34 protein-coding genes are annotated in these 26,852 nt (G+C 50.2%); 1 reads left to right on the forward strand and 33 read right to left on the reverse strand.

The genetic code is table 11. The features are described 5' to 3' along the window. Positions 1–12: 12 nt before the first annotated feature. Complete coding sequence (locus tag ACTQ3A_RS09685) at positions 13–384, reverse strand: hypothetical protein (RefSeq protein ID WP_441495305.1); 372 nt, start codon at positions 382–384, stop codon at positions 13–15. Next, entirely contained in the window at positions 384–2,912 is a 2,529-nt protein-coding gene (locus tag ACTQ3A_RS09690; protein WP_441494705.1) for a phage tail tape measure protein, read from the reverse strand. Before ACTQ3A_RS09690 ends, ACTQ3A_RS09685 begins: the two co-directional genes overlap by 1 nt. Positions 2,913–3,182: 270 nt before the next feature. Between ACTQ3A_RS09690 and ACTQ3A_RS09695 the strand changes: the two genes are divergently transcribed. Beyond that, on the forward strand, positions 3,183–3,983 hold the full coding sequence (locus tag ACTQ3A_RS09695) for a helix-turn-helix domain-containing protein (protein ID WP_002575858.1): 801 nt from the start codon (positions 3,183–3,185) through the stop codon (positions 3,981–3,983). A gap of 80 nt (positions 3,984–4,063) precedes the next feature. Here the strand turns inward: ACTQ3A_RS09695 and ACTQ3A_RS09700 are convergent, their stop codons facing one another. The 31 genes from ACTQ3A_RS09700 to ACTQ3A_RS09850 form a co-directional block, all read right to left on the reverse strand. Beyond that, positions 4,064–5,284 carry an MFS transporter gene (locus ACTQ3A_RS09700; protein ID WP_002584949.1) on the reverse strand — a complete coding sequence of 407 codons (1,221 nt, stop codon included), beginning with the start codon at positions 5,282–5,284 and terminating at the stop codon, positions 4,064–4,066. Between the two features lie 1,209 nt (positions 5,285–6,493). Next, positions 6,494–7,237, reverse strand: a complete 744-nt coding sequence (locus tag ACTQ3A_RS09705; protein ID WP_441494706.1) for a hypothetical protein — start codon at positions 7,235–7,237, stop codon at positions 6,494–6,496. 224 nt (positions 7,238–7,461) lie between these two features. Then, positions 7,462–7,593: a hypothetical protein gene (locus tag ACTQ3A_RS09710; RefSeq protein WP_441495306.1), complete on the reverse strand. Its 132-nt coding sequence runs from the start codon at positions 7,591–7,593 to the stop codon at positions 7,462–7,464. 32 nt (positions 7,594–7,625) lie between these two features. Next, positions 7,626–7,991, reverse strand: a complete 366-nt coding sequence (locus tag ACTQ3A_RS09715) for a hypothetical protein (RefSeq protein WP_441494707.1) — start codon at positions 7,989–7,991, stop codon at positions 7,626–7,628. Positions 7,992–8,001: 10 nt separating this feature from the next. Beyond that, positions 8,002–8,649 (reverse strand): major tail protein, encoded by a 648-nt coding sequence (locus ACTQ3A_RS09720; RefSeq protein ID WP_441494708.1) that lies wholly within the window; start codon positions 8,647–8,649, stop codon positions 8,002–8,004. Positions 8,650–8,661: 12 nt separating this feature from the next. Next, positions 8,662–8,979: a hypothetical protein gene (locus tag ACTQ3A_RS09725; protein WP_441494709.1), complete on the reverse strand. Its 318-nt coding sequence runs from the start codon at positions 8,977–8,979 to the stop codon at positions 8,662–8,664. After that, positions 8,976–9,365, reverse strand: coding sequence for an HK97 gp10 family phage protein (locus ACTQ3A_RS09730; RefSeq protein WP_441494710.1), 390 nt, complete (start codon positions 9,363–9,365; stop codon positions 8,976–8,978). The genes ACTQ3A_RS09725 and ACTQ3A_RS09730 overlap by 4 nt, the downstream gene beginning before the upstream one ends. Beyond that, positions 9,362–9,691 (reverse strand): phage head closure protein, encoded by a 330-nt coding sequence (locus ACTQ3A_RS09735; protein WP_441494711.1) that lies wholly within the window; start codon positions 9,689–9,691, stop codon positions 9,362–9,364. Before ACTQ3A_RS09735 ends, ACTQ3A_RS09730 begins: the two co-directional genes overlap by 4 nt. Continuing rightward, positions 9,691–9,966 (reverse strand): head-tail connector protein, encoded by a 276-nt coding sequence (locus ACTQ3A_RS09740; RefSeq protein WP_441474585.1) that lies wholly within the window; start codon positions 9,964–9,966, stop codon positions 9,691–9,693. Before ACTQ3A_RS09740 ends, ACTQ3A_RS09735 begins: the two co-directional genes overlap by 1 nt. 19 nt (positions 9,967–9,985) lie before the next feature. Beyond that, positions 9,986–11,188, reverse strand: coding sequence for a phage major capsid protein (locus tag ACTQ3A_RS09745; RefSeq protein WP_441494712.1), 1,203 nt, complete (start codon positions 11,186–11,188; stop codon positions 9,986–9,988). 13 nt (positions 11,189–11,201) lie between these two features. After that, the gene (locus ACTQ3A_RS09750; RefSeq protein ID WP_441494713.1) at positions 11,202–12,071 is read right to left on the reverse strand and encodes a head maturation protease, ClpP-related; all 870 of its coding nucleotides are present in this window, start codon (positions 12,069–12,071) and stop codon (positions 11,202–11,204) included. Continuing rightward, positions 12,068–13,408, reverse strand: coding sequence for a phage portal protein (locus ACTQ3A_RS09755; protein WP_441494714.1), 1,341 nt, complete (start codon positions 13,406–13,408; stop codon positions 12,068–12,070). The genes ACTQ3A_RS09750 and ACTQ3A_RS09755 overlap by 4 nt, the downstream gene beginning before the upstream one ends. A gap of 14 nt (positions 13,409–13,422) precedes the next feature. Continuing rightward, a complete protein-coding gene (locus tag ACTQ3A_RS09760) occupies positions 13,423–15,018 on the reverse strand; it encodes a terminase large subunit (RefSeq protein ID WP_441494743.1) in 1,596 nt (531 codons plus the stop codon). Positions 15,019–15,038: 20 nt separating this feature from the next. Continuing rightward, entirely contained in the window at positions 15,039–15,512 is a 474-nt protein-coding gene (locus ACTQ3A_RS09765) for a phage terminase small subunit P27 family (protein ID WP_441494715.1), read from the reverse strand. A gap of 139 nt (positions 15,513–15,651) precedes the next feature. Then, positions 15,652–15,879 (reverse strand): DUF7678 domain-containing protein, encoded by a 228-nt coding sequence (locus tag ACTQ3A_RS09770; protein ID WP_441100588.1) that lies wholly within the window; start codon positions 15,877–15,879, stop codon positions 15,652–15,654. A 180-nt stretch (positions 15,880–16,059) separates the two neighbouring features. Further along, positions 16,060–16,290 (reverse strand): hypothetical protein, encoded by a 231-nt coding sequence (locus ACTQ3A_RS09775; RefSeq protein WP_441100587.1) that lies wholly within the window; start codon positions 16,288–16,290, stop codon positions 16,060–16,062. Between the two features lie 64 nt (positions 16,291–16,354). After that, on the reverse strand, positions 16,355–16,789 hold the full coding sequence (locus tag ACTQ3A_RS09780; RefSeq protein ID WP_441494716.1) for a DUF7698 family protein: 435 nt from the start codon (positions 16,787–16,789) through the stop codon (positions 16,355–16,357). Between the two features lie 129 nt (positions 16,790–16,918). Beyond that, complete coding sequence (locus tag ACTQ3A_RS09785; protein ID WP_441494717.1) at positions 16,919–17,098, reverse strand: DUF5049 domain-containing protein; 180 nt, start codon at positions 17,096–17,098, stop codon at positions 16,919–16,921. 1 nt (position 17,099) lies between these two features. Then, positions 17,100–17,177: a DUF4314 domain-containing protein gene (locus ACTQ3A_RS09790; RefSeq protein WP_441494744.1), complete on the reverse strand. Its 78-nt coding sequence runs from the start codon at positions 17,175–17,177 to the stop codon at positions 17,100–17,102. A 90-nt stretch (positions 17,178–17,267) separates the two neighbouring features. Continuing rightward, positions 17,268–18,134 (reverse strand): hypothetical protein, encoded by an 867-nt coding sequence (locus tag ACTQ3A_RS09795; RefSeq protein WP_441494718.1) that lies wholly within the window; start codon positions 18,132–18,134, stop codon positions 17,268–17,270. A 160-nt stretch (positions 18,135–18,294) separates the two neighbouring features. Beyond that, on the reverse strand, positions 18,295–19,551 hold the full coding sequence (locus tag ACTQ3A_RS09800) for a site-specific DNA-methyltransferase (RefSeq protein WP_441494719.1): 1,257 nt from the start codon (positions 19,549–19,551) through the stop codon (positions 18,295–18,297). Then, complete coding sequence (locus ACTQ3A_RS09805) at positions 19,463–19,897, reverse strand: hypothetical protein (RefSeq protein ID WP_441495307.1); 435 nt, start codon at positions 19,895–19,897, stop codon at positions 19,463–19,465. The genes ACTQ3A_RS09800 and ACTQ3A_RS09805 overlap by 89 nt, the downstream gene beginning before the upstream one ends. 297 nt (positions 19,898–20,194) lie before the next feature. Next, entirely contained in the window at positions 20,195–20,596 is a 402-nt protein-coding gene (locus tag ACTQ3A_RS09810; protein WP_441494721.1) for an HNH endonuclease, read from the reverse strand. Between the two features lie 138 nt (positions 20,597–20,734). Beyond that, positions 20,735–21,124 carry a sigma factor-like helix-turn-helix DNA-binding protein gene (locus tag ACTQ3A_RS09815; RefSeq protein ID WP_441494722.1) on the reverse strand — a complete coding sequence of 130 codons (390 nt, stop codon included), beginning with the start codon at positions 21,122–21,124 and terminating at the stop codon, positions 20,735–20,737. 31 nt (positions 21,125–21,155) lie between these two features. Next, entirely contained in the window at positions 21,156–21,392 is a 237-nt protein-coding gene (locus ACTQ3A_RS09820; RefSeq protein ID WP_441494723.1) for a hypothetical protein, read from the reverse strand. A gap of 85 nt (positions 21,393–21,477) precedes the next feature. Continuing rightward, a complete protein-coding gene (locus ACTQ3A_RS09825) occupies positions 21,478–22,863 on the reverse strand; it encodes an SNF2-related protein (RefSeq protein WP_441494724.1) in 1,386 nt (461 codons plus the stop codon). A 14-nt stretch (positions 22,864–22,877) separates the two neighbouring features. Beyond that, entirely contained in the window at positions 22,878–23,165 is a 288-nt protein-coding gene (locus ACTQ3A_RS09830; RefSeq protein WP_277674704.1) for a VRR-NUC domain-containing protein, read from the reverse strand. Then, positions 23,123–23,383 (reverse strand): sterile alpha motif-like domain-containing protein, encoded by a 261-nt coding sequence (locus ACTQ3A_RS09835; protein ID WP_423784428.1) that lies wholly within the window; start codon positions 23,381–23,383, stop codon positions 23,123–23,125. Before ACTQ3A_RS09835 ends, ACTQ3A_RS09830 begins: the two co-directional genes overlap by 43 nt. A gap of 255 nt (positions 23,384–23,638) precedes the next feature. Next, positions 23,639–25,897: a phage/plasmid primase, P4 family gene (locus ACTQ3A_RS09840; RefSeq protein ID WP_441494725.1), complete on the reverse strand. Its 2,259-nt coding sequence runs from the start codon at positions 25,895–25,897 to the stop codon at positions 23,639–23,641. After that, complete coding sequence (locus tag ACTQ3A_RS09845) at positions 25,890–26,234, reverse strand: hypothetical protein (RefSeq protein WP_441494726.1); 345 nt, start codon at positions 26,232–26,234, stop codon at positions 25,890–25,892. The genes ACTQ3A_RS09840 and ACTQ3A_RS09845 overlap by 8 nt, the downstream gene beginning before the upstream one ends. Beyond that, positions 26,222–26,620, reverse strand: a complete 399-nt coding sequence (locus tag ACTQ3A_RS09850) for a DUF7768 domain-containing protein (protein WP_441494727.1) — start codon at positions 26,618–26,620, stop codon at positions 26,222–26,224. Before ACTQ3A_RS09850 ends, ACTQ3A_RS09845 begins: the two co-directional genes overlap by 13 nt. Positions 26,621–26,852: the final 232 nt, after the last annotated feature.

The following is a 26,852-nucleotide window of genomic DNA, read 5'->3' on the forward strand; positions in this document are numbered from 1 at the left end:
GCGCCTCCTTCCTTAAAATTCCAGCAGGTCAAAACTCACGGTATAGAGTCCGTTCGTCACGGACAGCTTTTCACTGTTTTTTTCCGGTCCGGTCTTAAAGTTTCTAATCCGCATCGTCCTTGTTTTGTAGTCCTGTGTCTTTAAGTCATAGAGCCTTACCGCGATGCTATCTTTATCGCGAAAGGCGGCAAAGGCAGCCGCCCACTTGTCAGAACACTGAAAAGAGGCAGAGACAGTCAGCTTATCGTATCTTGTCACGATGATCTGATCCGTTCCCGCCTCTGTGGTATTCTTGCTTTCCACGACCTCGTAGCTCTCGTCCCATTTCACTGGCCAGAAGAGCTTCGTATCATCAAAGTAGATTGGAAAATCCTTCTTTAACATCATCTGCCCCCCGACCTGTAGTTTGTCCTTTGGGTGGCCTTCACCACCAGCTCGTCAATGCGTTCCTGCCCGATATAGACGGGGATTACGATGGTCTGAGCGCTGCCTCCGCCAGCAGCGAGGACAGCGTTCGTCACAAGGGACGAGAGACGGTCCGTTCCCACGATTGCTTCCTCACCGGCTTCACCGCCGCCTAAGAGACTTCCTCCGGCTGCTCCGAAGATTGTAGGACTTTGGAGGATATAAGGCTCGTCCATAGCTTTTTTATACCAGCTGACAGAGAGATGGGGAACGGAAGGCGGCTTAAGTGAGAGCTGTCCGCTGATGGAAAAATGCGGGAGCTTGATCTTCGGAAAACTCAGATGGCATCCGGCAAAGAAGTTCTTGATCCGATCAAGTCCTCCGCTTACCACGGACTTTGCGTGATCCATAGCCCCTGAAAAAGCAGATTTTACTCCTGACATCTTGCCCTGAATAGCGGAGAGAATAATGCCCAGCCTTCCTCCGGTTACCTGATTCATTACATCAAAGCCCGCTTTCCAGATGGACTTGTAGCCTTCCATCGCCGTGCTGATCACACCCTTGATGCCGCCTCCGTGCTGGGCAACGCTTGACTTTATCGCGCTCCATGCCGTAGTAGTATTGGTCTTTACAGTATTCCATGCATTCGAGATATTTGTCTTTATCCCGTTGAATACGCTGGATGCGCCTGTTTTCATGCCGTTCCAGACAGTCGATACGCCGGTCTTTATTCCGTTCCACGCTGTGGTTGTCACAGTCTTTATTCCATTCCAGAGCCCGGTGAAGAAGTTTCCGAGGTCTGTTCCTACCGCCTTTACGCCGTTACAGACGCCTTCCCAGACTCCCTTAAACCAGTTGGATATTGCTCCCCAGTTCTTTATGATCGCAATGACAGCCACCACGGCAGCAACTACGGCGGCGATGATGCCGATCATCGGAAGTAAGCCCACAGAGCTGAATGCTGTCATTGCGCCGGAGAGTCCTCCGAGATGCGTCATGACCTTACCAATGCCTGAGGTAATCGTGCCGATCGAGCTTGTCACTTTGCCAATGCCTACCAGGACAGGCCCTACGGCTGCAGCAACAAGGGCTGCCTTTATGATAAACTGCTGCATTGGCGCAGGCAGCTTTTCCCAGAAGCCTGCGAACTGCTTTAAGGCGGCTGCCGCCTGCTGAAGCATCGGAGCAAGGACAGCGGAGAGGGAGTTTCCGATCTCAGCTCCCGTAATTTTAAGCTGATTAAGCGTGGTCTGGAACTTATCAATCGGGTCTAGGGTATCATCGAATGTCTTTGATACGTTTTCGGAGAAGGAACTCATATCGGAGGAGAAACCGTCAAGGGAGAGCTTTCCGGTTTGCATGGCGTTGTAGATGGAAGCGCCGGCCTTGGATCCGAACAGATCGTAGGCGGCCTGAAGCTTCTCTGTATCGCTCTTGTTCGAGTGCATGGTATTCGAGAAGTCTTTTAAGGCCTGGTCAAGGGTCTGCCCGTTCCCCGCGGCTTCCTTCATGGCTTTCTTCATACCTGCCATCGCGACTCCTACATCCAGTCCGGACATCTCGACATTCCCGAGAAACTGGGCAGACTGAGTGGCGTTAAGCCCCATTGACTGGAGTTGTGCGGCGTTCTGCGAGAGATCCTGCGAGAGAGTATCCATCGAAAGACCGGTAGCCTGACCGACAGAGTTTAAGACATCAAGCATACCGCCCGCCTCGGAGGCATCCATTCCGAAGGCGTTAAGTACCGAGGAGACGTTATCGATGGAGGTCGATACGTCCGTGTCATTTAAAGAAGCAAACTCTACAAACTGCTGGGAGAGATTCTTAAGTTTCTCCCCGGTAAGGCCGAATCTGGTATTTACTTCGCCGATCGCGGAACCTGCCGTAGCAAAGTCGGTAGGAATGGATGTCGCGATATCGTTTGCCGCATCCTGCATTTCCTTTAATGCCTTGCCGCTTGCTCCGGTCTTTTGCGTTACGATATCAGCTCCCTCATCCACTTCCTTAAAAGCGGCAAGAGAGGCCGCGCCGACAGCGGCAATCGGAGCGGTCACATGGGTGGAAAGTGAAGTGCCGACACCTGTGATCTTGTCACCGACGTCCTTCATCTTTTGCCCGGCCTGCTGGAGCTGGACACCTGCCACAGATCCGACATCCTTGAACTCAGATTTCAGCTTCTCAAGAGACTGCTTGGTGTTCTCGATCTCACGGGTCAGGGCTTCTTGCTGCTTGATGGTCTCCTCAGCCTGCGGCCCTTGCTGCAGCTGTTTTAAGGCATCCTGTTCTTCCTTGAGTTTCTCTTTTGTGTCGGAGATCGCTTCAGAGAGATACTTCTGCTTCTGGACGAGAAGGTCAGCGTTGCCGGGATCAAGCTTTAAGAGCTTGTTTACATCCCTAAGCTGATCCTGCGTCTGGCGGATGGACTTGTTTACATTCTTTAAGGCATCGGACAGCTTTGTTGTATCGCCGCCGATCTCTACTGTGATTCCTTTTATACGGTCAGCCATCGCTGTCCTCCTTTCTGAAAAATGGCATCAAAAAACCGGAGCACTACGATGGGGTAGTGTTCCGGTGATAGAACCGCTATGTTTATACGAATTTGAATTCATAGGCGCATGGTTTTGCACCTAAAATTTATGCTAGATCATTTTGCGCTTTTTATTGTTACACTATCTGCAAATGGTAAAATAAAACTGTAAATGCCTATGCCGTTATGCTATGAGCATAGTACATAGCATAACGGCTTCTCTTTCGTTGAGCTGGCAAGGAGGGTGAATATGTCTTTATCCATACAAGAGCGATTAAAAGACCTACGTGTGGAGCGTGGCTTGACGCTGGGGCAGCTTGCGGAGCAGACCGGGCTTTCCAAGTCTGCGCTGGGCAGTTACGAAACGGAAGACTTCAAGGACATCAGCCACTATGCCCTTATCCGGCTGGCGAAGTTTTACGGTGTGACCGCTGATTATCTGCTGGGGCTGTCTGAAATGAAAAATCACCCAAACGCCGATCTTGCAGACCTGCGTTTGAGTGATGAAATGATTGACCTGCTGAAAAGCGGGAGGATAGACAATACCCTGCTGTGTGAGCTGGCGGCGCACCCGGATTTCCCCCGGCTGATGGCTGACCTTGAAATCTATGTGAACGGAACGGCACTGAAACAGGCGCAGGGTGCAAACGCCATAGTGGACACGATGAGCGCAACTGTTATAAAAAAGCATAATCCTGGCATGAGTGATACGCAGTTAAGACAGCTTATCACCGCCCATATTGATGAGGACGAGTTTTGCCGCTATGTGATACAACGGGACATAAACGGGATTGCCCTTGCTCTGCGGGAAACACACAAGGACGATTTTTTCAGCGTCCCAGAGGATAACCCGCTAAAAGAAATGCTGGAAACTGCTGGTGAAATCGTCAGCCAGGACAGCGACACGGAACAAGCGTACTTGGCGTTTATCTGCAAACGGCTCAAGCTGAATTTTAGGAAGCTGTCAGTAGAAGAACGGAAGTGGCTGAAAAAGATTGCGGAAAAATCCGACTTGCTGAAGAATCCAAAACCGCAGAGAGGACGAAGATAAAAAATGCCTGAACGGCGGTTCTGGTTTTTCAGAACCACCATCCAGGCATTTTGTTTAGTAATAGAAAAAGGTGCAGTTGATTATTGCGTATTGTCAATCTCTCTCAAACCGGGTAGTAAAAATACGGCAAGCGCAACGATGATAATGCCAATTCCGCAAATGACAAACCATTTCTCAACTCCCAGCCGCTCCGCCAGAGGCCCGGAAATGACAAGGCCAAACGGCATGGCGAGGGAAGCGGCGCTTGTCAGTAGAGAAAAAACTCTCCCCAGATATTCTGGTTTGACCGTTTCTTGAAAAATCGCATTTTGCACACCGTAAAATGGAGCGGAAATTCCCATAACAGTACAGCACACAACAAAGACAAGAAATGCGTCTGGCGGCAAAAGCCCGGAGAGCATATTGCTAACGCCCATCAGGAGAACGGAAAGACCGATGGTGTACCGCCGTTTCTTAAAACCGCCCCAAATGCTCAGAATGACTCCGCCAAGCAGCATACCAACCGCAAAAGCAATTTCAGCGGCAGAGGCATGGGCCGGTGTTCCTTTGAAGTATGACATACAGATGAGAGGAAAAAGCGTACTGATTGGCATATAAAAGAACATATAAATTACACCAATCCAGAGCAGAGCAAAGAGGCCCCTGTTTTGCTTTAATACCACATACCCCTCTTTCATATCCTGTAAAAACTGTTGTCTTTTCGTTTCTGGACATAGTTCAGGCGTTGGTATGGACGAAATCGCAACAGTCACACAGGCAAGGATTGCACCCACAATATCTAACAATATAATTGCATTAAGAGGCCAAACAGCATATAAAAACGCTGCGGCAGCTGGACTGATAATCGCACTTACTGCTTGCATGGTCTGCGTGTAACCAGCGCATTTTGTAAGTTCCTCTTTTGGCACAATCATAGGTGTTGCTGCGCTGAATGCTGGAGAATGAAAAGCAGTTCCCGCACTTCGGATTAACAGGACAACCATAATAGACCATACGGGCAATTCCATGTAAAACGCCACCAGCGCCAGAATACCGCCAGCGGCGGCAATTATCAAATCCGCACCAATCATTACGCTTTTACGGCTGTGCCGGTCAACAAAAGCACCTGCAAACGGGCCTAAACAGGCTTGCGGCAAAAATCCAATCAGTGTTGCCGCCGTCAATATGATTGCAGAATTAGTTTTCGCAACCAAATAAAAGATAATGGCCATTTGCAAAATACCGCTGCTAATAAAGGATATTGCTTGTCCGGCAAGAAGTGTAAAATAAGTTTTTCTCCATGAATTGTTGTTTTGGGTCATAATGCGAACCTCCTTTTTTATTGCATTGTTCCTTTGTTTCTGCAATAAAAAGCAGGCGTTGTCCCACAGAGAGGGCAGACGCCTGCATAACAACAAAGCACGAAAAAACACCACGATACAGTTCAAAGACTGCTCGTGTCAAACCTACGTGTTCCTTTGCATACGCACGCAAAAAAAGCCCACCATCATGTGGAAAGGTACTTCTACTTTTTATTGCTTATTAGCGTACACAAATTAACACACGTAAGCCTCCTTCCAATCTCAAATTGTCGCACAGTATAACACACATCCGATAGACTTGTCAACCATTTTTAACCTTGTTTTCCATCTTGTTTTTCCATCTCTTACGGGCAGTAGCAAAGCCAGGCGAGCCAGTCAACGGTCAAGATGAACGGCGCTTTCAGCGCCGCCGTTGACAGTCTCGCCCGTCTTTGCTAATGGGTAATCAAGGCGGGAAAGCCATTTTAGGGCTTTCCCGCCCATTTCAATTTTGGGAGAAGAAAGGCCCCAAAATGAACGAGTGCGGCCAAACACTTTTAGGGATTGGCCACCTTGTCCACCCATCCAGCGGGGCGGCGGGGAACGGTCAAGGCCGGGCGTCAGCCCATTCATTTCAGCCTTGACGGTTTCCTGCCGTCCTGCTACTTTTCCCGGAGTGTGGCCACACATCTGGTCACGGTGTCCAGAGCTTTGGGACTTTTTGTCCCATAGGCCGGGGGCGGAGGACGAGGGACGGGGGCTTTCATAATACGCCCTGTCTGCTGCTGAAATCAGCCCTTTGTTTCCGGCTTACCAGCCCCAAACAAAGCCCTGCTTTCCTGCCGCGTCAAATGCCCTTGCCCTCCCCGGCGGCAACGGTATTTTCAGGGCAACGCCGACAGAGCGTATAACACACTACACTTTGCTCCGCAAAGTCGTGTGCCAAATGGGGCGCTGCCCCCTTTGGAAACCCCCGCAACAAACAGGTGCTATGCACCCAGCCGGGAGCATAGCGCCGTTTGTTGTCAGCAGCCCGTTTCACGGTCTGCGTGTAGTTCCTTGTAAACTGACCTAAACCATAGTTATAAAAATCATAAACTACGGATCAAAAAACGGGTGCCTGCTTCAGATGCATGTAAAATAATCAATCGCTAATATGGTAGCATTATTTAATAGATAGATCGAAGAAGTTGCTCTCCACCTAAGGCTTGATTAGGTTGTAAGCACAACTTATTGAACCATTTGGTATTGAATAATCCATGAATCAGCAATGTTCTTAATGGATGTTGCTTTGACATTAATAACATCACCCTCTGAAACATTGGGATTTGTGCTTGATACAAAATTCAAATGTTCTCCAGCCCAAATATCATATCCATACGCAGAAGAAGGATCCAATTTATCTACTTTTATTGAAACTGTCTTTCCTGTTAAATCTGCTCCATTATTTAATTCAGCTTCGAAACTAGCGGCATCCGCATAATCGGCAACGAAGTCCGTCGAAGCAGATTTGTCTTCCGTTTTTTCTTTATCCGTTGTTTTCCCATCGTTTTTTTCTTTATCTTCTGTATCTGTGTCTTTATCTTTTTTCGCTTCTACAGAAGTTATAGTCTTTTTAGTAATTTCCGCATTTACAAATTTATATGAAATAAGCCAAGAGCCAAGTGTACTCTGTATTTTACTGACTTTTACTGTTGTAGTATTACCAGCTTTGACATTGGGATTTTTGCTGGAAATAAAATTCAAATGTTCTCCAGCCATTATGTTATAACCAAATGCAGAATTTGGTTCTACTTCCGAAACCTTAAACTGTACAATTTTACCAGTCAGATCCTCACCATTATTTAACGCCGTTTCAAAACACTTTGCATTTCCATAATCAACGGCTTCCTTTTTTTCTCCACAAGCAACCAATCCGATCATTAGCATTGCTGAAAGCATTACTATTGCGAGATTTTTAAGTCTTTTTATCATGTTTCCTCCTTATAGAAAATCAAGCTTTCGACCACGTCCTGAACAAAAAGTCATTTCTTCAAGCTAAAGCCAGATCCATCTGAGGTAGAAACTTCTTTGCCAAACACTACGAAGGATTCTCTTGTGATTTATCAACATTATGGTGGTCATCGCTATTGTTGTTTTCTTTTATGCTAACAGAAAAAAGGTTTAGTAACAATCGGAACAGCAGTTCGCGACGCTATTTACCAGTTATCCATATCCTCCTGTGTCGCCACCTCGCAGTAGTCGCCGTTCTCATCGTTATCAGATTCAGAAAGTACATCAAATACCATGCCTTCCTCGATCAGAGAAAGTTCTGAGATGGTAAAGCCCAACTGCTTACAGCGGAGTAGATAGACCGCTGTGTTTACTTCCCGGTCAGTTGGGCGTCCTCTTTTTTTGGTTCTGTCGTAGCCATGCGGTTTCCGAGGTAGACTGCCACGAAGGAATCAAGTTCCTCGATCAGGCTCATGCCGTCGAAGCCTGCCGCCCAGTGGATGAAGTCATCGAGAGAAAGCTGAGAGGTGGGCGTGCTTTCTGCCTGCGCATGCATGATGTAGGCGAGCTTCGCACCGACTAAGGTATCAAGGTTTGCACTAGAGAGATTGTTCATCGTAACCATCAGATCCTCATGGAATACCATCCGGTAGAGAATAGCGGTCGCACCGTTTGCTTCAAAGGAGAACGGCTTTATGCTGCCGTCCTCCAGAGTCATTTCGATTTCTTTTCTCATGGTTTACCCCTTACTTTCCTGATGTTGAAGTGCTGGAAGTGCTACTCGTCCCTCCTGAAGCAGTAGAGCCGCTTGCAGCCTTCTTCGCCGGGAGGTGGACGGAATCATACCAGCTCTTGTAGGTGGCTTCGTCCGTCTCGGAGGATGTGTCAGCCTTTACGATGTTTGCGTCGAGGTCCTTGTTGTAGATCGAGGATGCGTCGATCGTAAGGCTCTCGGTCTTGACGGATATCTTATCCTCCTTGGTCTGCGCTTCGATATCCGGACGGCTTGCCGTGCAGTTATAAAGCACATGGCGGATGGCTCTGGCATCGCCGACAAACTCAAAGAGCAGGGCGAAGGGAACAGGCTGTGCGTCCGCATTCTCCACGAACACGCCGTTTGCGTCCTTGATCTCGCCGAGGACATCTGTCTTGAAATCCTCCGGGACAAGGGCTGTTTCCAGATCGCCGTTGTAGCCGGTGTTGGAACTTGTCACGTAATACTTGATGTCATCTGCGTAGAACGGTTCCTGGCTTCCCTGTGCCGAGAACTTGATCGACACGGCACCGGGCCATGCCTTAGGCTTGCCGTAACTAACCGTCCCGTCTTCCGAGGAAGAAAGCAGGGCGTAGTGGACGTTTTTCAGGCCGTACCTCACCTTGTTTCTGTTACCCATAGATATGCCTCCTTAAGGTGTGATCTGATAAAGTGTTTCAAAAAATCTCTCGGATTCGATCCAGTTCCCGGACTTCAAGTAATAGACATCATGCCGTCTGAAGATATCCTCAATCCGTCCTTCTAACTCCGGATCTTTTTTGTCGGTGTAAAGCTCGACATTGATCTCCGGGAAAGCGGCATAGGAAATGTTATCCGCGCCAAATATCTCCTCCGATGGACTTAAGAAAATAAGAAAAGGCGGATCGGGAGACTCGCCCTCGGCAAAGTGGTCATAAGCGAGAGGAAGATTTGCTTCCTCAAGCATCGTTACGATCTCATCGTAGGTCATGAACCTCCTCCCTTCTCTAAAGCGTCTGTGATCTCATCCTCGAGTTCTTTTACCCCGTCCGCTTCCGCAACAGAGATGTGCGGGATTGCCGCGACTCTGCCTCCGCCACGCTTGGCATGGCCATGTTCCAGAAGATGGGTCAGCTGATACCTCCCGGCATGGACAGTCATCACGAGCTTCTCGGCGTTCTCATCGGTCTTTGTCACCTTCCAGGACTTCTTATACTTTCCGGTTCTCACAGGGGCTTTGCTCTGGATCTCTTTCTTTACATCTTTTGCCGTCTTCTCCACAGCCTCCTTCATGGAATCTGTAGAGAGGTTTTTATATTCCTCGAGTCCTTCCATGATGGCATCAGAGAGCTGCTCCGGCTTGATCTTCTCATTCATTTGCGCATCCTTTCACAGTGGAATTTCATGCACTTCCTGTGGTTTCCCATCAGGTTTACGTAGAGGATGTTGTAGGTCTTGTTTCCTGCCGTGATCCTCCATCCGTCCGATGTGACCGGATCCAGTACCCTGCACCAACGAACGGTAAAGTCGATCGTCTCCTTCGGTGTGGTAACGCCAGCCTCCGTGACCTCATTTCCGGAGCCGGATGCTGTCGCATAGCAGGAAAAGTAATCCTTGTAGGCATTCGTGTGGTTGCCGTATTTATCCGTTATCACAGAAAGCTTCTGGAAAGTAATCCGGAGATTTAAGTCTGCAATCCGCATCAGAACCTCTCCTCCCTGATTCCAAACAAAAGAGCACGGAGGGTGAGGATCAGACCGTGATGGTCTGCCTCCTCCCTGTGCTCGTAAAGATAAGCAACCGTATAAAGCTCCGCAGCCATCATCACAGGTTTTGAAGCATCCGGAATGTCAGGCTGACTCATCCTGCCGACATCCCGGACGAGTGAGTCAGCGGTCTTTATGAGACCCTCAATCAGCGCGTCCTCTTCGGAGCTATCCACCCTTAAATACTGTTTCACCTCATCCAGTGTCAGCATGACTTACAACCTCCTTTTATCAAGGCTTCGCATCCGTACCGCCAGCCTTCATGATCTGCACGGCCTCCGGAAGAACCAGAAGGCCATCGACACGCTCCTTGGCAACATACCCGATCATGCCGTTTCCCGCAAAGAGCTCACGAAGCTCCTGCATGGAACGACTGCCGCGATCGCCGATGTTGTAGTAGCTGTAGTCACCAAAGGCCATCACAGGCTTCCCGGCAGCAAGCTCCGGTGCAAAGGCGCTGGTGTGAACCGCATAGCCAAGAAGTCTGTCCGGCTCCCCTGCCTGATAGGACGGCTGCCAGATGTAGGCGCCGTTGTTGTCCTTAAGCTTCCGGAGAGCTGCAAGGGTCTGGTCGTTCATGATGAACGATGCCTTCTTCCGGTACGGACGCTTCAGGGCGTAGACCAGATCCAGCACATCATCGGTGCCAAGCTTGGTGCCGGTGAGGGTCTTTGCGACCGTGCCGCCATTGGTCTCATCAAAGAGACCGGTGGGCTTCCCCTTCCCATCGCCGTTCAGGAAAGCATCCTCCTCGGCATTGGCAATGGCGATTCCAAACTGAGTGGTGATGTAGCTTGCAAGGTCAAACATGGAGTCATACAGAAGCTCCTCGGTAACCTTCACCGCCACATGGAGCTTATGGGCGTCCATAATCTTCTGTCCAAACTTCGCGTCTGTGAACTGAAGCGCGCCACCCTCTTCGATCCATGCCGCGGTCGGCTTGGCTCCCGCGATGTTGATCTTATGCTCGCCGGAAGTGGTGATGTGGGTTGCAAGGCCCCGCATGATGTTCTCTTCATTCAGGACATCGATGAGGCGGTTGTCCCACTCCTCCGGAACGAGGTATCCGCCATCGGCATCCACACCCTCCTGCAGGATGTCGGAAACCTGATGGAAGTTCGTGCGCATGGCGGTCAGCATATCCTTGGCATACTGATCGGAAGCGCGTCCCTGCTTCTTCGGCTTATCACTGCCTGCGGAAGGCATGTTGGAAAGAGGAGAAGAAGTCGGCTGACTCAGCTGTGCCTCGATGGCAGCCTGACGGTTCAGGCGATCGATCTCCTTGGTGAGATCCGTGATCTCCTTTTCCATACGGTCATACGTTTCTCCATCTGCGGCAGAAAGGACGCCGTTCTCTCCCCTGTGTGCTTCGAGGAAGGCTTTTGCTGCCTCCCACGCTCTTGCTCTCTTTGCAATCAAATCCTGTACGTTCATTGTGTTCTCCTCCTCACATCACTTTGTGCAGCAGATTCAGGCGATCCATCAGAGCATCCACGCTCCGGCCCTTGTCTGCAGTATCCTTAGCGATCGGTGCTTCCGATGCCTTGTTTCTAACTTTGTAGTGTTCCTTCACCTTGTTGGTGAAGGCAGCCGCCATTTGACGACTGGAATAAAGAAAGCCTGCGGCAAGCAGATCTTTGTTCTTCTTGGGACCATCTGGTGCTTGCTCGGTTTTCTCTTCAGATTCCTCCGGATTCTCCTTGGCTGGATCGTCCTCTTCCGGTTTCTCTTCCTGCTCCCTGCGATAGAGATCCGGACGCTCCATCACACGGTCTGCAAAATGAAGCTCCACTGCCTTGTTCGCATCCATCCAGGTCTCATCGTCCATAAGCTTACTGAGCTTGTTCTTGGAGAGCCCGGTCTTCTTGACGTAGGCATTCAGGATCGAATCCTTCACGGAATCGAGCATCGAGATGGCCTGCGCAAGATCATCCTTATCCCCCATTGCCATCGTGGACGGATTGTGGATCATCAGCATGGAGACCGGAGAGACAAGAACCTCATCTCCTGCCATCGCAATGACCGATGCCGCTGATGCTGCAAGGCCGTCGATCTTCACGGTGACCTTCCCGGAATAAGATAAGAGCATGTTGTAGATCTGTGCCGCCGCCCAGACATCACCGCCCGGAGAGTTGATCCAGACCGTGATCGGTCCTTTCCCGGAATCAAGGTCAGACTTAAAAAGAGCTGGCGTGACGTCATCGTCAAACCAACTCTCCGAAGCAATGGTTCCGTTTAAAAACAGCGTGCGTGCGGCAAGATCCGGATCTTCTCCATCCGGTGCCTTGTTCCGCACCCACTTCCAAAACTTGTTCATACGTTCCTCCTTCCCCTTCTTAGGGGCTTTTTGTTTTCGGTATCTTCCTCAGGTTCTTCATCGGGCTCATCCTGCTCCGGAGGATCACTGCCTCCAGAACCGCTCTGGTAGGCTGCGCCAGCACTCCGAAGAGGCGTCATGGTTCCGTTTACAAGAAACAGGTTCCCGCCCTCTTCGTCGGGCACGAGGTCCATGTTCTCTAAGCGCCGGACATCGTTCACACACAAAAAGCCGTTACTGATGCCAGTCGCGTATCCCTGCATGCGGCTCTCATAGTTGCCGCGAAGAAGACCATCCACGTTGAAACGCGCATAGTAGATCTTCTTCTCCTCCGGGGTAAGAAGCGACCTTGAGATCGCAGACTCGATTCTGGCAAGCCACGGCTGCAGACTGTACGTCACGAATTCCAGCGACTGTTCCTCAATGTTAGAAAAAGTCGCATGTTCAAGATCTCCAATCATGTGCGGCGGCACCCGGAAGATCCTGGCAATCTCATCGATCTGGAACTTTCGGGTATCCAGAAACTGCGCCTCCTGCGGATTGATGGAGATCGGCGAATACTTCATGCCCTCTTCGAGGACTGCCACCTTCCCGGCATTCTGGCTGCCGCCAAAGGCTGCCTGCCAGCTATCCCGTACCTTCTCCGGATCCTTCAGGACACCCGGATGCTCGAGGACGCCGGATGGCGCTGCACCGTTCTCAAAGAACTTAGAGCCATATTCCTCACAGGCCATCGAAAGACCAATGCTGTTCTTTGCCATCGCAATCGGGCTGTAACCCACAAGGCCGTCAAAGCCAAGGCCCGGGATCTGCATCACCTCATGGGGAGAGAGCTTGACGATCGTCTCTTTCATCGTCGGTGCATCGGATCCCTTGGACCAGAGGTACTGATAATAGATGTGTCCGTTCTCATCCCGGTCCACCGTCATGCGGTTTGGCATCAGAGGATACAGCGCGGTGATCTCGCCCTTTCCATTCCGGATAATCTGTACATAAGCATTACCCCACAGGAGAAGGTGTGTGAGGAGCGTCTCCCAGAAGGTATAGGCCGTCATCTCCTCATTCGGCTCACTGTGAAGAAGAAAGTACAACGGATGATCCGTTGCCTTTACCTTGCTGCCATCCTCCTCTTTGTAGAGGTGTAAGGGCAGGCTTGCCACGGCCTCTGCCAGCACCCGGACACAGGCATACACAGCAGTCACCTGCATGGAGCTTCGCTCTGTCACGGTTTTGCCAGATGAGGTGTGCCCATAGTAAGCGCGGTAGACACTGCCGGATGTTGCATCCTTTGGATCCGCTCTTGCCTTCCTTCTATGAAATAAATCCTTAAATCCCATCGATCCTTCCTCCATCAAAATGTGATCAGCCCTCGGCTGTCGTAAACACTCTCTGCTTGTTCCTGCCGGATACAGCGATCCAGCGCCATAATCGATGCAACGATACCGTCGATCTTTTCCGGTGATTTCGCCTTCGTCGGTTTGATGTTATCGGCAGCATCCCGATCTACTACCACGTTCAGGGCCATCCACCGAAGGACCGGATTACCACCGTGGATGATCTTTCCTTCCATCATCAGCTTGTAGAACTCCTTGGTCGGGGCGGACATATCTTTGAAGCCCTGTCCAAAGGGCACCATCGTCAAGCCGTCATCCTGAAGATTGATGATGAGCTGAGTCGCATTCCATCGGTCAACCGCGATTTCCTTGATGTTGTAGATCTTGTAGAGATCCAGGATGAACTTCTCGATGAAGTTGTAGTCGATCACATTTCCTTCCGTCGCCTTCATATATCCCTGCTTCACCCAGACGTCGTAGGGAACCGAAGCCCTTCGTACCCGGATCGGGATGGTGTCCTCCGGAACCCAGAAGAATGGCAGGCAGATGTACTTCTCCGTTTCATCTCTCGGCGGGAACATCAGAACCAGAGCTGTGATGTCGCCGGTGCTCGAAAGATCGAGTCCACCGTAACATTCCCTTCCCCGGAGACTGTCCAGATCAATCGGCTCATTGCCCTGATCAAAAACCTGCTCCGGAATGAAGGCGGTCGTTGAAGATACCCACATGTTCAGTCGGAGCTGCTTAAACACCGCCTCCTCCGCCGGATTTTCCATTGCCTCGTGGTAATGCTCCCGGACACGTTCAATGTCAATCGTCTGCCCGAGACTTGGATTTGCTTTGTACCAGTTCTTCTCATCGTGCCAATCCTCATCTTCTTCCAATCCGTAGACGACTGGATAAAACGTATGATCCACACGCTGCCCAGAGAGGATGTCTTTTGCCTTCTGGTGCAGCTCGTAGCAGATCGAATTCTTATCGGTTCCGGCGGTAGTAATCAGGAAATATAGCGGCTGCTCTCTCGCATCACCGGAGCCTTGGGTTAGAACGTCATACAACTTTCGTGTCGGTTGCGCATGAACCTCGTCTAGCACAAGACCAGAAACATTCAGTCCATGTTTTGTTCCCACCTCTGCAGAAAGCACCTGGTAGAATCCGGCGTTACTGTAATTTACAATTCGCTTGCTGGCCGCCATGATCTTGGAGCGCTTTAAAAGCGCCGGTGTCATGTTCACCATCTGGTGGGCGACATCAAAAACGATCGATGCCTGCTGACGATCCGCGGCAGCGCCATAGACTTCTGCGGATGGTTCGTTGTCCGCATACAGCAGGTACAGGGCAACTGCGGCGGCAAGCTCTGACTTTCCATTCTTCTTGCCAATCTCGATATAGGCTGTCCGGAACTGCCGGTTTCCGTCGGGCTTTACGATTCCAAAGAGATCCCGGATAATTTTCTCCTGCCAAGGCAGAAGCCAGAAACGTTTTCCGGCCCATTTGCCTTTGGTATGGCGGAGCATCTCAATGAACTTCACCGCCCGGTCCGCTTTCGCCGCATCATAGTGGGACGTTGGAAGCATAAACTTTGTCGGCTGATAATCGGTCAGCTTTGGCATTTCCTTGGGTTTCTCCTCCATTAAGGATCACCTCCCAAGAGTTCCTCCATCTCATCTCCCGGCGTTGTCTTCCCGGTATCCGCGATCAACCTTGACCTTGATGCCGGAGTCAGACCGAACTCGGTCGCGAACTTACCCATCTGCTTCATGTAGGTCTGCGCGATGGAGACCTGCGGGACCTGCTGCCAGTAGCCAGAAGGTGTCCGGACAAGAGTGCCGTGCTCGGTGATGAACTCCTCGGCTTCCTTCCATCTCGCATAGGACTGGCAGTACGCGGCAAAGGCAGCCATATCGACTTCGGTGAGGACACCGATGGCTTCCATCTTCTTTGCCAGCCTGTGCCATTCCTTTCTGGCATCCTTATCGAGCCACTTCGGACAGGCAGGTGCTTTCCGCTCTGGCTTTGGCTCATTCTCATTCAGTTTTCTTTTCCCGGGATTTCCTTCCAGCTCCTTGATTGCGGTTGGAGTTGGCTTTCTTCCTCTGGTTGCCATAGGGAACACCTCCTTTCTGTCCATCAAAAAAGGACCGCCGAAGCGATCCTGTCCCATGTGGTGTATATGAACGAGAGAAAGAGCCGCTTGGCTCTCCTCCCGGATTTGACTTTCTTGCTTTCTGTTCAGCGCCTTCTTGTCAGTTTAGATCGTACAGGATGATAAGAAGCGCAAGCTGCGCGTTTTCTGTCTCCGGCTCGATGTCCCAGCCTCTGTCGTATCTTGCAACCGGGATGCCTCCGAAGCGAATCTCAAGCTTGCTGATCTTGCCGCCATCGATTCCGTAGTCCTCGCTCGGATGCCCGTAGACCTTCGCGCTGTAGGTGAATATCTGGCTTTTAATTTTGATGCTTCCTTTTTTCCACATGGTCTTTTTCCTCCGTTTTCTTTCAAGTGCCCTTTTCCTTTGGCATGTACATATATCACTCTGCGCCGGATATAAAGCAAGGAGAACCAACGCATATATGTGACAAAGATCAGCGGAAGAAATTGTGTGTATTTGTACGAGGAACAGGACCTTTCATAAGGGCTCCGTTCCCGATTCTTTTTACTTGAATGGCACCTCCGCTCCGGCGATGCCTCTCGGATCCATCTGCATCGATATGGCATCCGGGTAATGGCTTAAGTGCGCTAGTTCTTCCCAGAGCCGGTTCTCTTCCTCGTACAGAGAATCGTAAGCACCGGGAGGCGCCATTCCGCATCCAAGCTCATCATCGACGGCAATAAATGTTTCGATTTCGTCAATCTTCTTCAGGATTTCCTTTTTCTGTCTTGTCATGGCCTTCGTCTCCTTTCCGTGTTCCAGAATTGGAAGGCCCCTCTTCAGGGCCCTCCCAATTCCCTTAATTCAGGATCATCTTGAAGGCGTGGCCTTTCTCATAGCCTTTGCCGAAAAAGTCCTTCCGGAGGTTGACCTCAACCATCTCGCCGATCGTGCAGCCTGCCTCTTTAAAAAGCCATAAGGTTTCGATTGCATCCGTTGCCCTGCAGGAGTAGGTGAAGGCCTTGATGCCGTTCTCCTTCATGCAGGCGGTGAGGGCTTCCACATCCCGGTCCCAGATGATGTCGTCGAAGTCGAGGATCTCGTTCTCGTTGTCCCTTGATTTCTCGTAGGCTCTCCAGATCTTCCAGGCAATGTCGCCTAGCTCGTCGATCCTGTCCTCGGCTGCCTTCACCGTATCCCTTGCGGCGTCCCTCTCCTCTGCTGAGGTGGCTGCCTTGTAGGCTTTCTTTGCTTCTGCTATGGTGTTGTAGGTTTCTTCAAAAATGTTCGTCATGGCTTTGTCCTCCTTGCTTTGTGCTTGTTTGCCTTTCCCTTTGGCATGTACATATATCACTCTGCAGGCGATATATAGCAAGGAAATAAGCCTCATAACCTGCACAAAGATGTACCGAAAATCCTGTGCTTATCTGACATCTCCATGGAGAATAAAGCGGACGTATTCGTCCCGGTGCTCCTCAATAAAGAGCACCAGATCGTAGTAGTTTCGGTCGAAGGCGAGGCGCTGCACGTAGGGCAGGTCGAACATGTTCGTAAGGCCGCTGTCTCGAATCGCAAGAATCTGTTGCCTGATCTTCTCATCCATATCAGTCCACCACCTTCCGCACGATGTCCTCGCCATAGATCACGCTTAGTCCTGAACCGTTATCCCAGTGGACGAGCAAGGATCCCGTGTCATCGACACCATAGACAGTTCCTTAAGTTCCACCCGAGATCCTGCAGGATAACATTCACGCAGTCTTTTTAGTACCTCATCATTTGGAAATCTCATGTTCTGCTTCCTTTCCTTCTGGATTGCTCGTTTCGGATTCGACGGAAGATCCGGCCTGTGCTTCCTTTTCTACTTCACGTTTAGCTTTCTGCCTCTGGTAAAACTTTCTGGCCGCCTCCTCATTCGGAAAGGCAGCGTATCCGGAAAGGTTCTTCATCAATATTTTTCGTGTCGTCTTGAACTCTGCTCCATTCATCCCAAGACGGGCGAGCCAAATGCGGAAAGCATATTTTTCACTCTCTTCATCGACATACTTCGGATAAATTCTCTTCTGTTCCAAGGCCTGTTTATTCATGAAGGAAGAAAGTTCTATGTATGCATGGATCGTGTCAGAATCCGCAAGCTCTGGGAACCCGGTAAAGGAAATCTTCTCATCTTCTACCTTAATACCAATCATCTCATCCCGATGATCCGAGAGAATCTCGAGCGCCTTCTCCAGCGTTAGGTCGTCCGCTCCTTTAAGTGCATTCACAAGGTCAATGTCGACATAGAAGTGCCCGCCAGTCGCTTTGTTGATCAGGCTTGCTCTCTGATAGATGAGATTAATCAAATTTCGAAGCGTACATCCGTTGTGTCCTTTCAGTGGCAAGGCGATCTCTACTTTCAGTTGCTCCGGTTCGTCTTCCGTATTCGGCAACCGGATCAGGCCTTCTGCATCAAGGGTCTGAAGAATCGCTTCATCGGCTTTGTCTTCCTCCACCGTGAGGGTTCCATCCCGCTCGACCGTCCAGTCACCGATTTCATATGCCATCCGCGGTGCTGCTGTATAATGCGGTTTCTCCCCGGTCAGCTCTCCTAAACGCGTCACCAACTCTTTTCGTTCCGATGTACTTTTTTCAAATCTCAGCATTTTCTTGCCCTCCTTTTCGATGCTCCGGTTCATTCCGGTAACACATACATCACTCTGACGGGCTGGAATAGCAACTCTATTTGACAGATAAATCTGAACAAAAATCAGGTCTCAAAATTGAAGGAAACAGACGAGTCCAGCAGGCAATCTTTGGTCTTCATCAGGCTTCGTCCTGTCCAACATCCGCAGCAGCCTCTTCAAATGTGAGCTTCTGGCCATTACGCACCACATATACATCTTGCGTTTTTCCATCTTCGTGTTCGATATATCTTTTCACGATAACATCGACATACTTCGGGTCCAACTCGATGCCTCTGCAAATCCGATCTGTTTCGCAGCAGGCGATCAGAGTGGATCCGGATCCGAGGAAGGGATCCAGAACGATTCCGTTTGTCATCGAAGAGTTCCGGATCGGATACGCCATCAGCTGCACCGGCTTCATCGTCGGATGATCCTTGGAAGCTTTCGGACGGTCGTACTCCCAGATGGTGGTCTGCTTCCGGTCCGAGTACCATTCATGCCTTCCACCCTTCTTCCAGCCAAATAGGCACGGTTCATGCTGCCACTGGTAGGGAGAGCGTCCCAGGACCAGTGCGTTCTTTTTCCAGATACAGCAGCCGGAAAGGTAGAAACCTGCATCCACAAATGCCCTGCGGAAGTTCAGTCCCTCCGTATCTGCATGGAATACGTAGATGGAACCGTCATCGGCGAGGTTGTCATGCATGCAGGTATAGGCAGCAAGCAGGAACTTGTAGAAGTCCTCCTCGGCCATGTTGTCGTTCATGATCTTGCCTGCTGTTTCTTCGACGTCTACGTTATACGGAGGATCGGTCAACACCAGATTTGCCTTCTGACCATCCATCAAAGCAACATAGTTCTCTTCATTGGTGGAATCACCACAGAAGACTTTGTGCTTTCCAAGAAACCACATATCGCCGGGCTTACTCATGGTCGGCTTCTTGAGTTCCTCATCCACATCAAAGCTATCTTCTTCCACCTCTTTATCGCAGACCTTATTGAAAAGCTGCTCCATCTCCGGAGGCTCAAATCCGGTGAGCGCCGTGTTGAAGTCCGATGCCTCAAGATCTTTCAGAAGATCAGCGAGCATGTTGTCATCCCATTCGCCCGTGATCTTGTTGAGCGCAATATTCAATGCTTTCTCTCTAGTTTTATCGATATCGACGACTGCGCAGGGAACCTCGGTGTAGCCGAGATCCATCGCAACAGTCAGTCTCTGATGTCCTCCGATGATCGTCATGTCAGCATTCACAACCAAAGGATCCGCAAAGCCAAATTCCTGAATGGAGTTCTTGATCTTCTCGTATTCCTTATCTCCCGGTTTCAGTTTCTTTCTCGGGTTGTATGATGCCGGTTTCAGATCCTTCACCGGTATGTTCTTTAAGATTGGTGTTTCCATTCTCTTTCTCCTTCATTCGTTTTCTGTGCCGCCAGCTGTTGTAAGCCCAGCGGCATCGATCTGAGCAGAACACCCGTGGCCTGCCCATCGGGTTGCGTCCCATCGGCATGCCGCACCACGGGCAGAACTGCTTCGCGCAGGAATCAATGAATTCCGAGAGGTCAGTGGTTTCAAAATTCTCATCCATCACGCCCTCCTCGCGTACTCGAAAGTCCAAACGTACTCGAAAGTCTGAGCGGTTAAGGCTTTGTATTCCGTGGCGGAATTCCGAGGCCAAACGCGCAGATCCGCGCACGAAAAAACCGCAGAAGAAGCGCTTGTTTCCACGCTTTACCTGCGGTTTCAAAAAGTATTGTAATTTCTTCGGGATCCAGCGGACTGCCCGCAGACCCCGGGGTGCGAATTTCGCGAAAATCAACGCAAGAGGGGGCGGCGGTCCCCTGTGGCTCATGCTTTAGAGATCATGACCACCCCCACCCTTAACAAAAAAAAATATGATGACACACACTCTGTAAAATGATACATTGAAAAAGTCGAGATCATCGTACTGTAACAACGTGCCACCTTCCGATAAGGTTCAGTCCCCGCTGAACGATCTGGAAGTTTGATCTCGCACATATTCATAACCAGAGGTCGATTCGATTCAGGGCTGTGCTCCATCGGATCGGCCTCCTCCCCGTTTTATACCATATCGATACGTCGGTGTCTCATCCCTTGTTCGTGTCTTTCTGTCATGGCATTTCTTACAGAGTGCCTGCCAATTTGATCGGTCCCAGAAAAGCTCTGGGTCTCCTCGATGCGGAATGATATGATCCACAACCGTTGCAGGCGTAGCTTTTCCTTCCTTCAGGCACTCCTCACAAAGAGGATGGAGCTGCAGGAATTTCTTGCTCTCTCTTCTCCACCTTGCATTGTATCCACGAGCTGCTGCCGATCGTTTTTCCTCCGGATGCAAGGCTTTATGTTCCTCACAATACTTCTGTCCGGCTGGCACGAGGTTCGGGCAGCCGGGATGTCTGCAGGGAACCTTCGGTTTGTATGGCATGTCCGTCACCTCCGCTCCTGATTTCTCCCACGTAAAAAGCCCCGGAGGTTTGATCCTTCGAGGCTTCATCCTATCTTCTTCGCTGACTATACCATATCACATACGGCACCCGGACATTTGCGGACATTTTCGGCGCATTTAGATCATCGTAGGATTTTTTGGTACCTTCACATGGGATAGTGCTCTGCTGTGCCATCTGCGGATGGTACGCTCATCGGCAGCAAGCTCATCGCCGATCCGCATCCAGGTATAGTTCTTGAGATACCGGTACGTGAGAATCAGCCGCTCATCCATGTTGTCGACCTGATCGATCACAGACTGGATCTCGTCTTTCAGCTGCAGGAGAAGACAAAGCTCTTCATTCACTTTCTTCTCCTTCTCCCAGATGCGATCCAGCGTTTTTACGAATGGTGCATCGTCTGGACGGTTGGGATTGTAATGCTCCTCGAATCCGGGACTTCCAACAGAAGAAGCCAGCATCCTTAAATTCTCCAGTTCTTCCTGATGCAGCCGGATTCGCTGCTCCAACCGGTATGCCTGATTGAGTATGCCTTTGGTGTCATTCTGCCACCTTCTCTCTCAGCTTACGGATCAGATAATCTGGATCAACATCAGTCAGAATTTCGTACCAGCCGGAATGGAAGAACTTCTCCATCTGCATGGCTTCATCCATCGCCGTCCTGTTTCTTGGATTCTTCTTCAATCTCTTCAGAGCCGACAGGTAGTCTTCTGCTGCCTGTGCAACGATGGCATTGGCAAGATTCTGATACGGATCGGAACCAAAATTTTTGTTCATATGCAGCCTCCTTCAGGGGTAATTGATGCGTTCCTCGGATTGGCATATGTTTGTCATTGATTTTCTGTTGTTGACTCTGATTGGCTTATTTCAGACGAGCCTGTACCGCCCGGATCAGGTTCTCCTGTGTGGAGTTCTTATCTTCCAGTGCTTTAAGCACGTCCTCATCAATCGTATCCTTCGTCACGATGTTATGAATGGTTACAACCTCGGTCTGGCCTTGGCGATTGAGTCTCGCGTCTGTTTGCTGCCGCATCTCCAAAGACCAGCAAAGGGAGAACCAGATCAGGATATGACCGCCATGCTGGAGGTTGAGTCCGTGTCCGGCAGATGCTGGAGAAATCAGAGCGACCGGAATCTTCCCTGCATTCCAATCGGCGACATCCTCCGAGGTTTTCAGGTCTCGTACCGTGATCTCCTTCTCCTTCAGGTATTCGATGATTCGACTACGATCATGCTGATACCAATAGGCAATCAGAACGTTCTGCCCGACTGCTTCTTCGATCAGATCCGACAGCATTTCCAGTTTTCGGTCATGGATGCGGATCACCTCATGATTCTCGTTGTAGACAGCTCCGTTTGCCATCTCGAGAAGTCTCCCGGAAAGAACCGCCGCATTGGCAGCATCCACTTCATTCCCATCAATCGTAAGAACCAACTCTTTCTTCAATTCCTCGTAGAGTTTCTTTTCTTCTGGGTTCATCTCAACCATATAGTTAACTGTCAGGCATTTTGGCAGATCTGGCAGGAAATCTTTTGCTTTCATGGAAACAGAGATATCAACGATCTTCTTGTAAATTGCTTCCTCTGCACCGGGCAGCGGCACATAGTTATAGACCACTCCGGTGTAAGGATTCATGCCGCCGGGCCGGAAGAACGCTTCGCGATATCTTCCGATGAACCTTCCGAGTCGCTTGCCCTGATCAATGATGGCAACCTCTCCCCAGAGATCCAGAAGCCCATTACTTGCAGGCGTTCCGGTAAGGCCCCAGATCCGTTTGATAAAGGGACGTGCTTTCCGGAGTGCCTTATAGCGCTGGCTCTTGTAATTCTTGAATGAGCTAAGTTCATCCACCACGACACAGTCAAAGGGCCATGGGATCTTGTATCGTTCTAACCAGTCAGATAGCCATTTCACATTTTCCCGGTTAATCACATAAACATCGGCATCTGTTTGAAGTGCCCTTACTCGCTCTTTGCAGCTGCCAATGATGACCGACATCTGTAAATCCTTTGTGTGGGTCCAGAGGTCTTTTTCTTCCGGCCAGACATCCCGGGCAACGCGAAGAGGTGCAATCACCAGCGTTTTATGAACATCGAAGGAATCAAACATCAGGTCCCAGATGGCAGTAAGACTGATGATCGTTTTTCCGAGGCCCATTTGAAGGATCAGCATTGCCTCCGGATGGTTCTCAACAAACTCCACACAGTAATCTTGATAGTCATGCAAGTCGGATCTTTTTAATTCCATCGTTGCCTCTTCCATCATCTGTCTCCTTCCTGTATCGCAGTAATGATGTCCGGTATCTCCTTTGGATCATCCAGAACGAAAACCTGAAAGCCAAGATTCCGAAGGCGTATATGTCTACGGATCTGCAGCTTTCTCGGTTTCTTGCCGGGTGCCTTCACCTCAACAAAAGCGATGCGTCCTCCGGGCATCAGAACGATCCGATCCGGCATCCCATTGATTCCCGGAGAGATAAACTTCGGACACCATCCGCCCGCTTCTCTTACGGCTGTGACAAGACTTTGCTCGATTTGCTTTTCAGCCATTTGGCATACTCCTTCCACGCCTCTTCAAAGGCATCAATGCAACCGCTGCAGGCACCGCAGTCATAGAGATAATTCAGAATCGAATCATGCCAGTTTCTCAGTTTGACTGTGCTGTTTCTTGGAAACCGATCCCTGTCTTCCCTCATATCCTTGGCGAGATCACCCATTGGTGAATCCTCGTCAAGATGCTTCCGCATCATGTATGTGTAAAACGTCATACTTTTTCTCCTTCCATTTCTTCTCCTGCTTATCCATCACGAATGATGTCTGGCAAAAAAATCAGAGGGTGTAGATTGTGAAGATACCCTATATACCCTTTTCTAATATCGATTATTTTTTTTGCTATTACGTCATAGTGGGTTAGGTATCTGCACCATCTACACCCTTTGCCAGAAGCCCAGTGTTTATCGGCATTTCCAGACCCTCTCGTCATTTTGCCAATCTACACCGCACTGCACCGACCTACACCCTTTTCAGTCCATGAAGTCCGTTTTCAGACGAATTCCACGAACCAGCACGCCCTTCTTGGTGCGCTTACTCGTGATGCCACGGTTCTTCAGCTCTGCATAAAACTCAGCTTTGTTCCGGATGAACTCTCCGACGCGGTCACAGTACGTCCGATACGTGTCATACAATTCGCCGGATTTTTCTGTGAAGGCATCACCAAGTTCACAGCATTCATCCATGAAATTAGACATCCAGTCGTTCTCTGCCTTGTATTCATCAATAGCCTTCTGAACGACACCTGGTCGCTTCAGGTGGAAACCGGCTGCGATTACCTTCTCGGCACCTTCAATTACCCAGGAAAGAATCGCGGGCCCGGCGTTCTTAACAAGCACATCGGCATAATTCTTTACATCACTCTTGCCCGTAAACTTGGCATGGAAAGGCAGCACAATGAGTCTCCGCCAGGTTCCATCATCGGTTGCCCCGACTCTTGGCAGGTGATTGGTATAAAGAACCACTGTATGAGAGGGAATAAACTCTCCCGGGTCCTTGAACTTCTTCTCGCCCTGAATCGGATCGGTTGATGTGATCTGCTTCAGAATAGAAGTAGAAAGTCTCTGTCCTTCTTCCAGCTCTGCCGCAATTGCCAGACGCTTGCCTTTCAGTTCTGTGATCTCCCACTTCGTGTTCCGGCGTACGCCAACGGTCAGAGTGTCTGCCGAGATGGACCCGGCATAACTTCCAAGGACATGCGCGATGCTATTGAAAAACGTACTTTTTCCATTCTTTCCACCACCAACGGCAATGTAGAGTGCTTCGATATATACGTGTCCGATTGCAGCAAGCCCCATGACCATCTGTACATAGTCGATCAGTTCCTGATCACCGAGAAAGGTCTTCTGCAGGGTATCCTCCCAGAGATCTTTCCCTTTATCTCCCGGATCGCACAGCGTCACCTTTGTCAGATAATCGCCAGCCTTGTGTTCGCGGCGTCCGGCAAGGCCATGACGCAGATCATAGGTGGCTCCCGGTGTGTTCAGAAGATAGGGATCATGATCCAAGTCCTCATACTTCACATGTACCATTGGCTGAGCCGCCTGCATGGCAGAGTTTACGTACCGCATGTTTCTCCGCTGCATCACAAAAGCGTGGTAGTTCTGTGCACGTATATGGGCATTCAAAAGTTCCAGCAGATTTCCACTCAGGTCCTTAGCCGACTTCTTGGTATTACTGATCAAATCTTCTGAAACACCAGCGTTCAAAAGCGCCTGCTTTGTCTGGAACATCAAAAGCTCTGCATCGGCAAGCTGAAGGTCCAGGAATTCTTCCGTGGCTCCAACCGCAGCAGAAACCGATGTTTCCCAGACCGTTCCGTCGTAGCAGAGAAATCCTGTCTGCTCGCAAAAACGCAGAACATCACCGTACTCATTGGAGAGAACCTTCGCCTGCCCGATGTCCGAGTAATCCTCTGGTTCAAGGCTTCCTGCTGGGCCTTTCGGGATCGCAGAGTTGTACTTCTCCGGAGGGATATATCCCGGCTGACTTGCCACCTTCTTCTCCCACTTCTTTGCAGAGTTCCAGATCTTACCAAGCTCCTCATCAGAAAGCGGAGGATTGCACTTGTCTGCCTCTTCCAAGAAGATCGCGTGCGCGGCATCACTGTGGCCGTACCGCTTGACCACCTTCCCGGCAAACCGGCTCATGGTCGCATTCCGCTTGCCTGCAGGAATCTCGTCAGCCGCTCTTGCTATGGAGTCCTCTGCTTCCAGAAATTCCTCAATCGTCTTACCGCCTTCGTGCCAGATGACCTTTGGTGAACCTGATCCAAAAACAAATCTCCCAGCATCAAGCGCATTGTCATCAAAGAACGGGAAGCGTTCCTGCACAGCATGTTTCAATGCGGTATAGACCTGCGGGTCTTTGTACTCCCGGGTCCGTATATAAATGTGAAACCTGGGCCGCGCACTCTTTTCATCCTTCGGCAGGTTGTTGTGACGGCTCTCGGTGATACCAAAATCCACATCTGTAAGTTCGTCAGCCAGCGTCTCTGGCTTGATCCAATCCTTCGGATCATCGGAGTGATCATTGTCGCAGTCCATGACGATACAGTCCGCTAAGAGGAAGTTGTCATTACTGCGGTAGCTATTCTTGTATTTGGCACAGACATGATCTTTGGCAACTGCTGCCCGGAGGGATTCCTCCGAGCTTACAGCCACTTCATTGGGATACCTGCAGTTTTTCGCATTGCCCGTGCAGGCTGCGGTGTAAAGATGCATCTTAGTCATTGATCTCAAGGGCCTCCTCTTCCAGAACCTTGGTGACAAACTTCAGGGCCTTAATGAGGCAGCGCAGATCATCATCACCAATGGCTGTGATCGAGACGCCATAGCCATCTCCATCCTCGTCTTTGTGGAGACGGAAGAGTCCGTAGCCTACCGGATTGCAGAGTTCAATGATGGTTCTCGTATCGTCGTCCTCACCATCTATCGTTCCACTTGTTCCGGCAGACACCGTATAGAGTGAGTCACCGTCCATCACCTCTCTGCTGTAGAGCGGAATCAGATGCGTGCGATCCGTCTTCTTGCTGGTTGCTGTCAGAATATCTTCCTTTACTTCGTACATATCAATTTCTCCTCTGCGATATAACGCGCCTGCATGCCCTTTGACCGGGCGTAGCTGATTTCTTTTTCCATCCCTTCTGTGATTCTGTCTCCAAAGACCCAGAGCTCTGCGCACTTGGAGAGGATCGCAATGTCCATGAACAGCGCAAGATCTCTCTCGTCCTCCGTCATGTACTGCGGAAGCAAAAGATGCGGAGCAATAGGAATCATCCCTTGGTCCACAGCGTAGCGGCTGTATCTCCTTGCCCTCTCTGTGTTGCCCTCGATGTCCCCGGAATACGGTGAGCAGATATAGACCAGCGGTCTGTACCTGTTCTTTGATGCCCTGCGGATTGCCTCCCCGGCTGTCGGGTCTTTATAGCCCTCCGCATTTCTCATTTCATTCATACTTCACCACCTCACCTTCATTCAAAATCAGGCTTTCTGCCCTCTACCCCTCTACGGACACGACGAGGCTTTTTTTGTGTGACTCAACAGAAAAAATCAAAAAAAATCCGGATTGCTTCCTTATTCATGTGTGGAAAGCAACCCGGAACTTTTTTCTTTTCTGAACACAAAATCGCCTTCCTTGTGTCCGTTACAGATTGCAAGGGCAAGCGTGGTTAGAACTTCAAAAAAA

The sequence above is a fragment of the Bilifractor sp. LCP21S3_F8 genome, assembly GCF_052117805.1.
GTDB lineage: Bacteria > Bacillota > Clostridia > Lachnospirales > Lachnospiraceae > Bilifractor.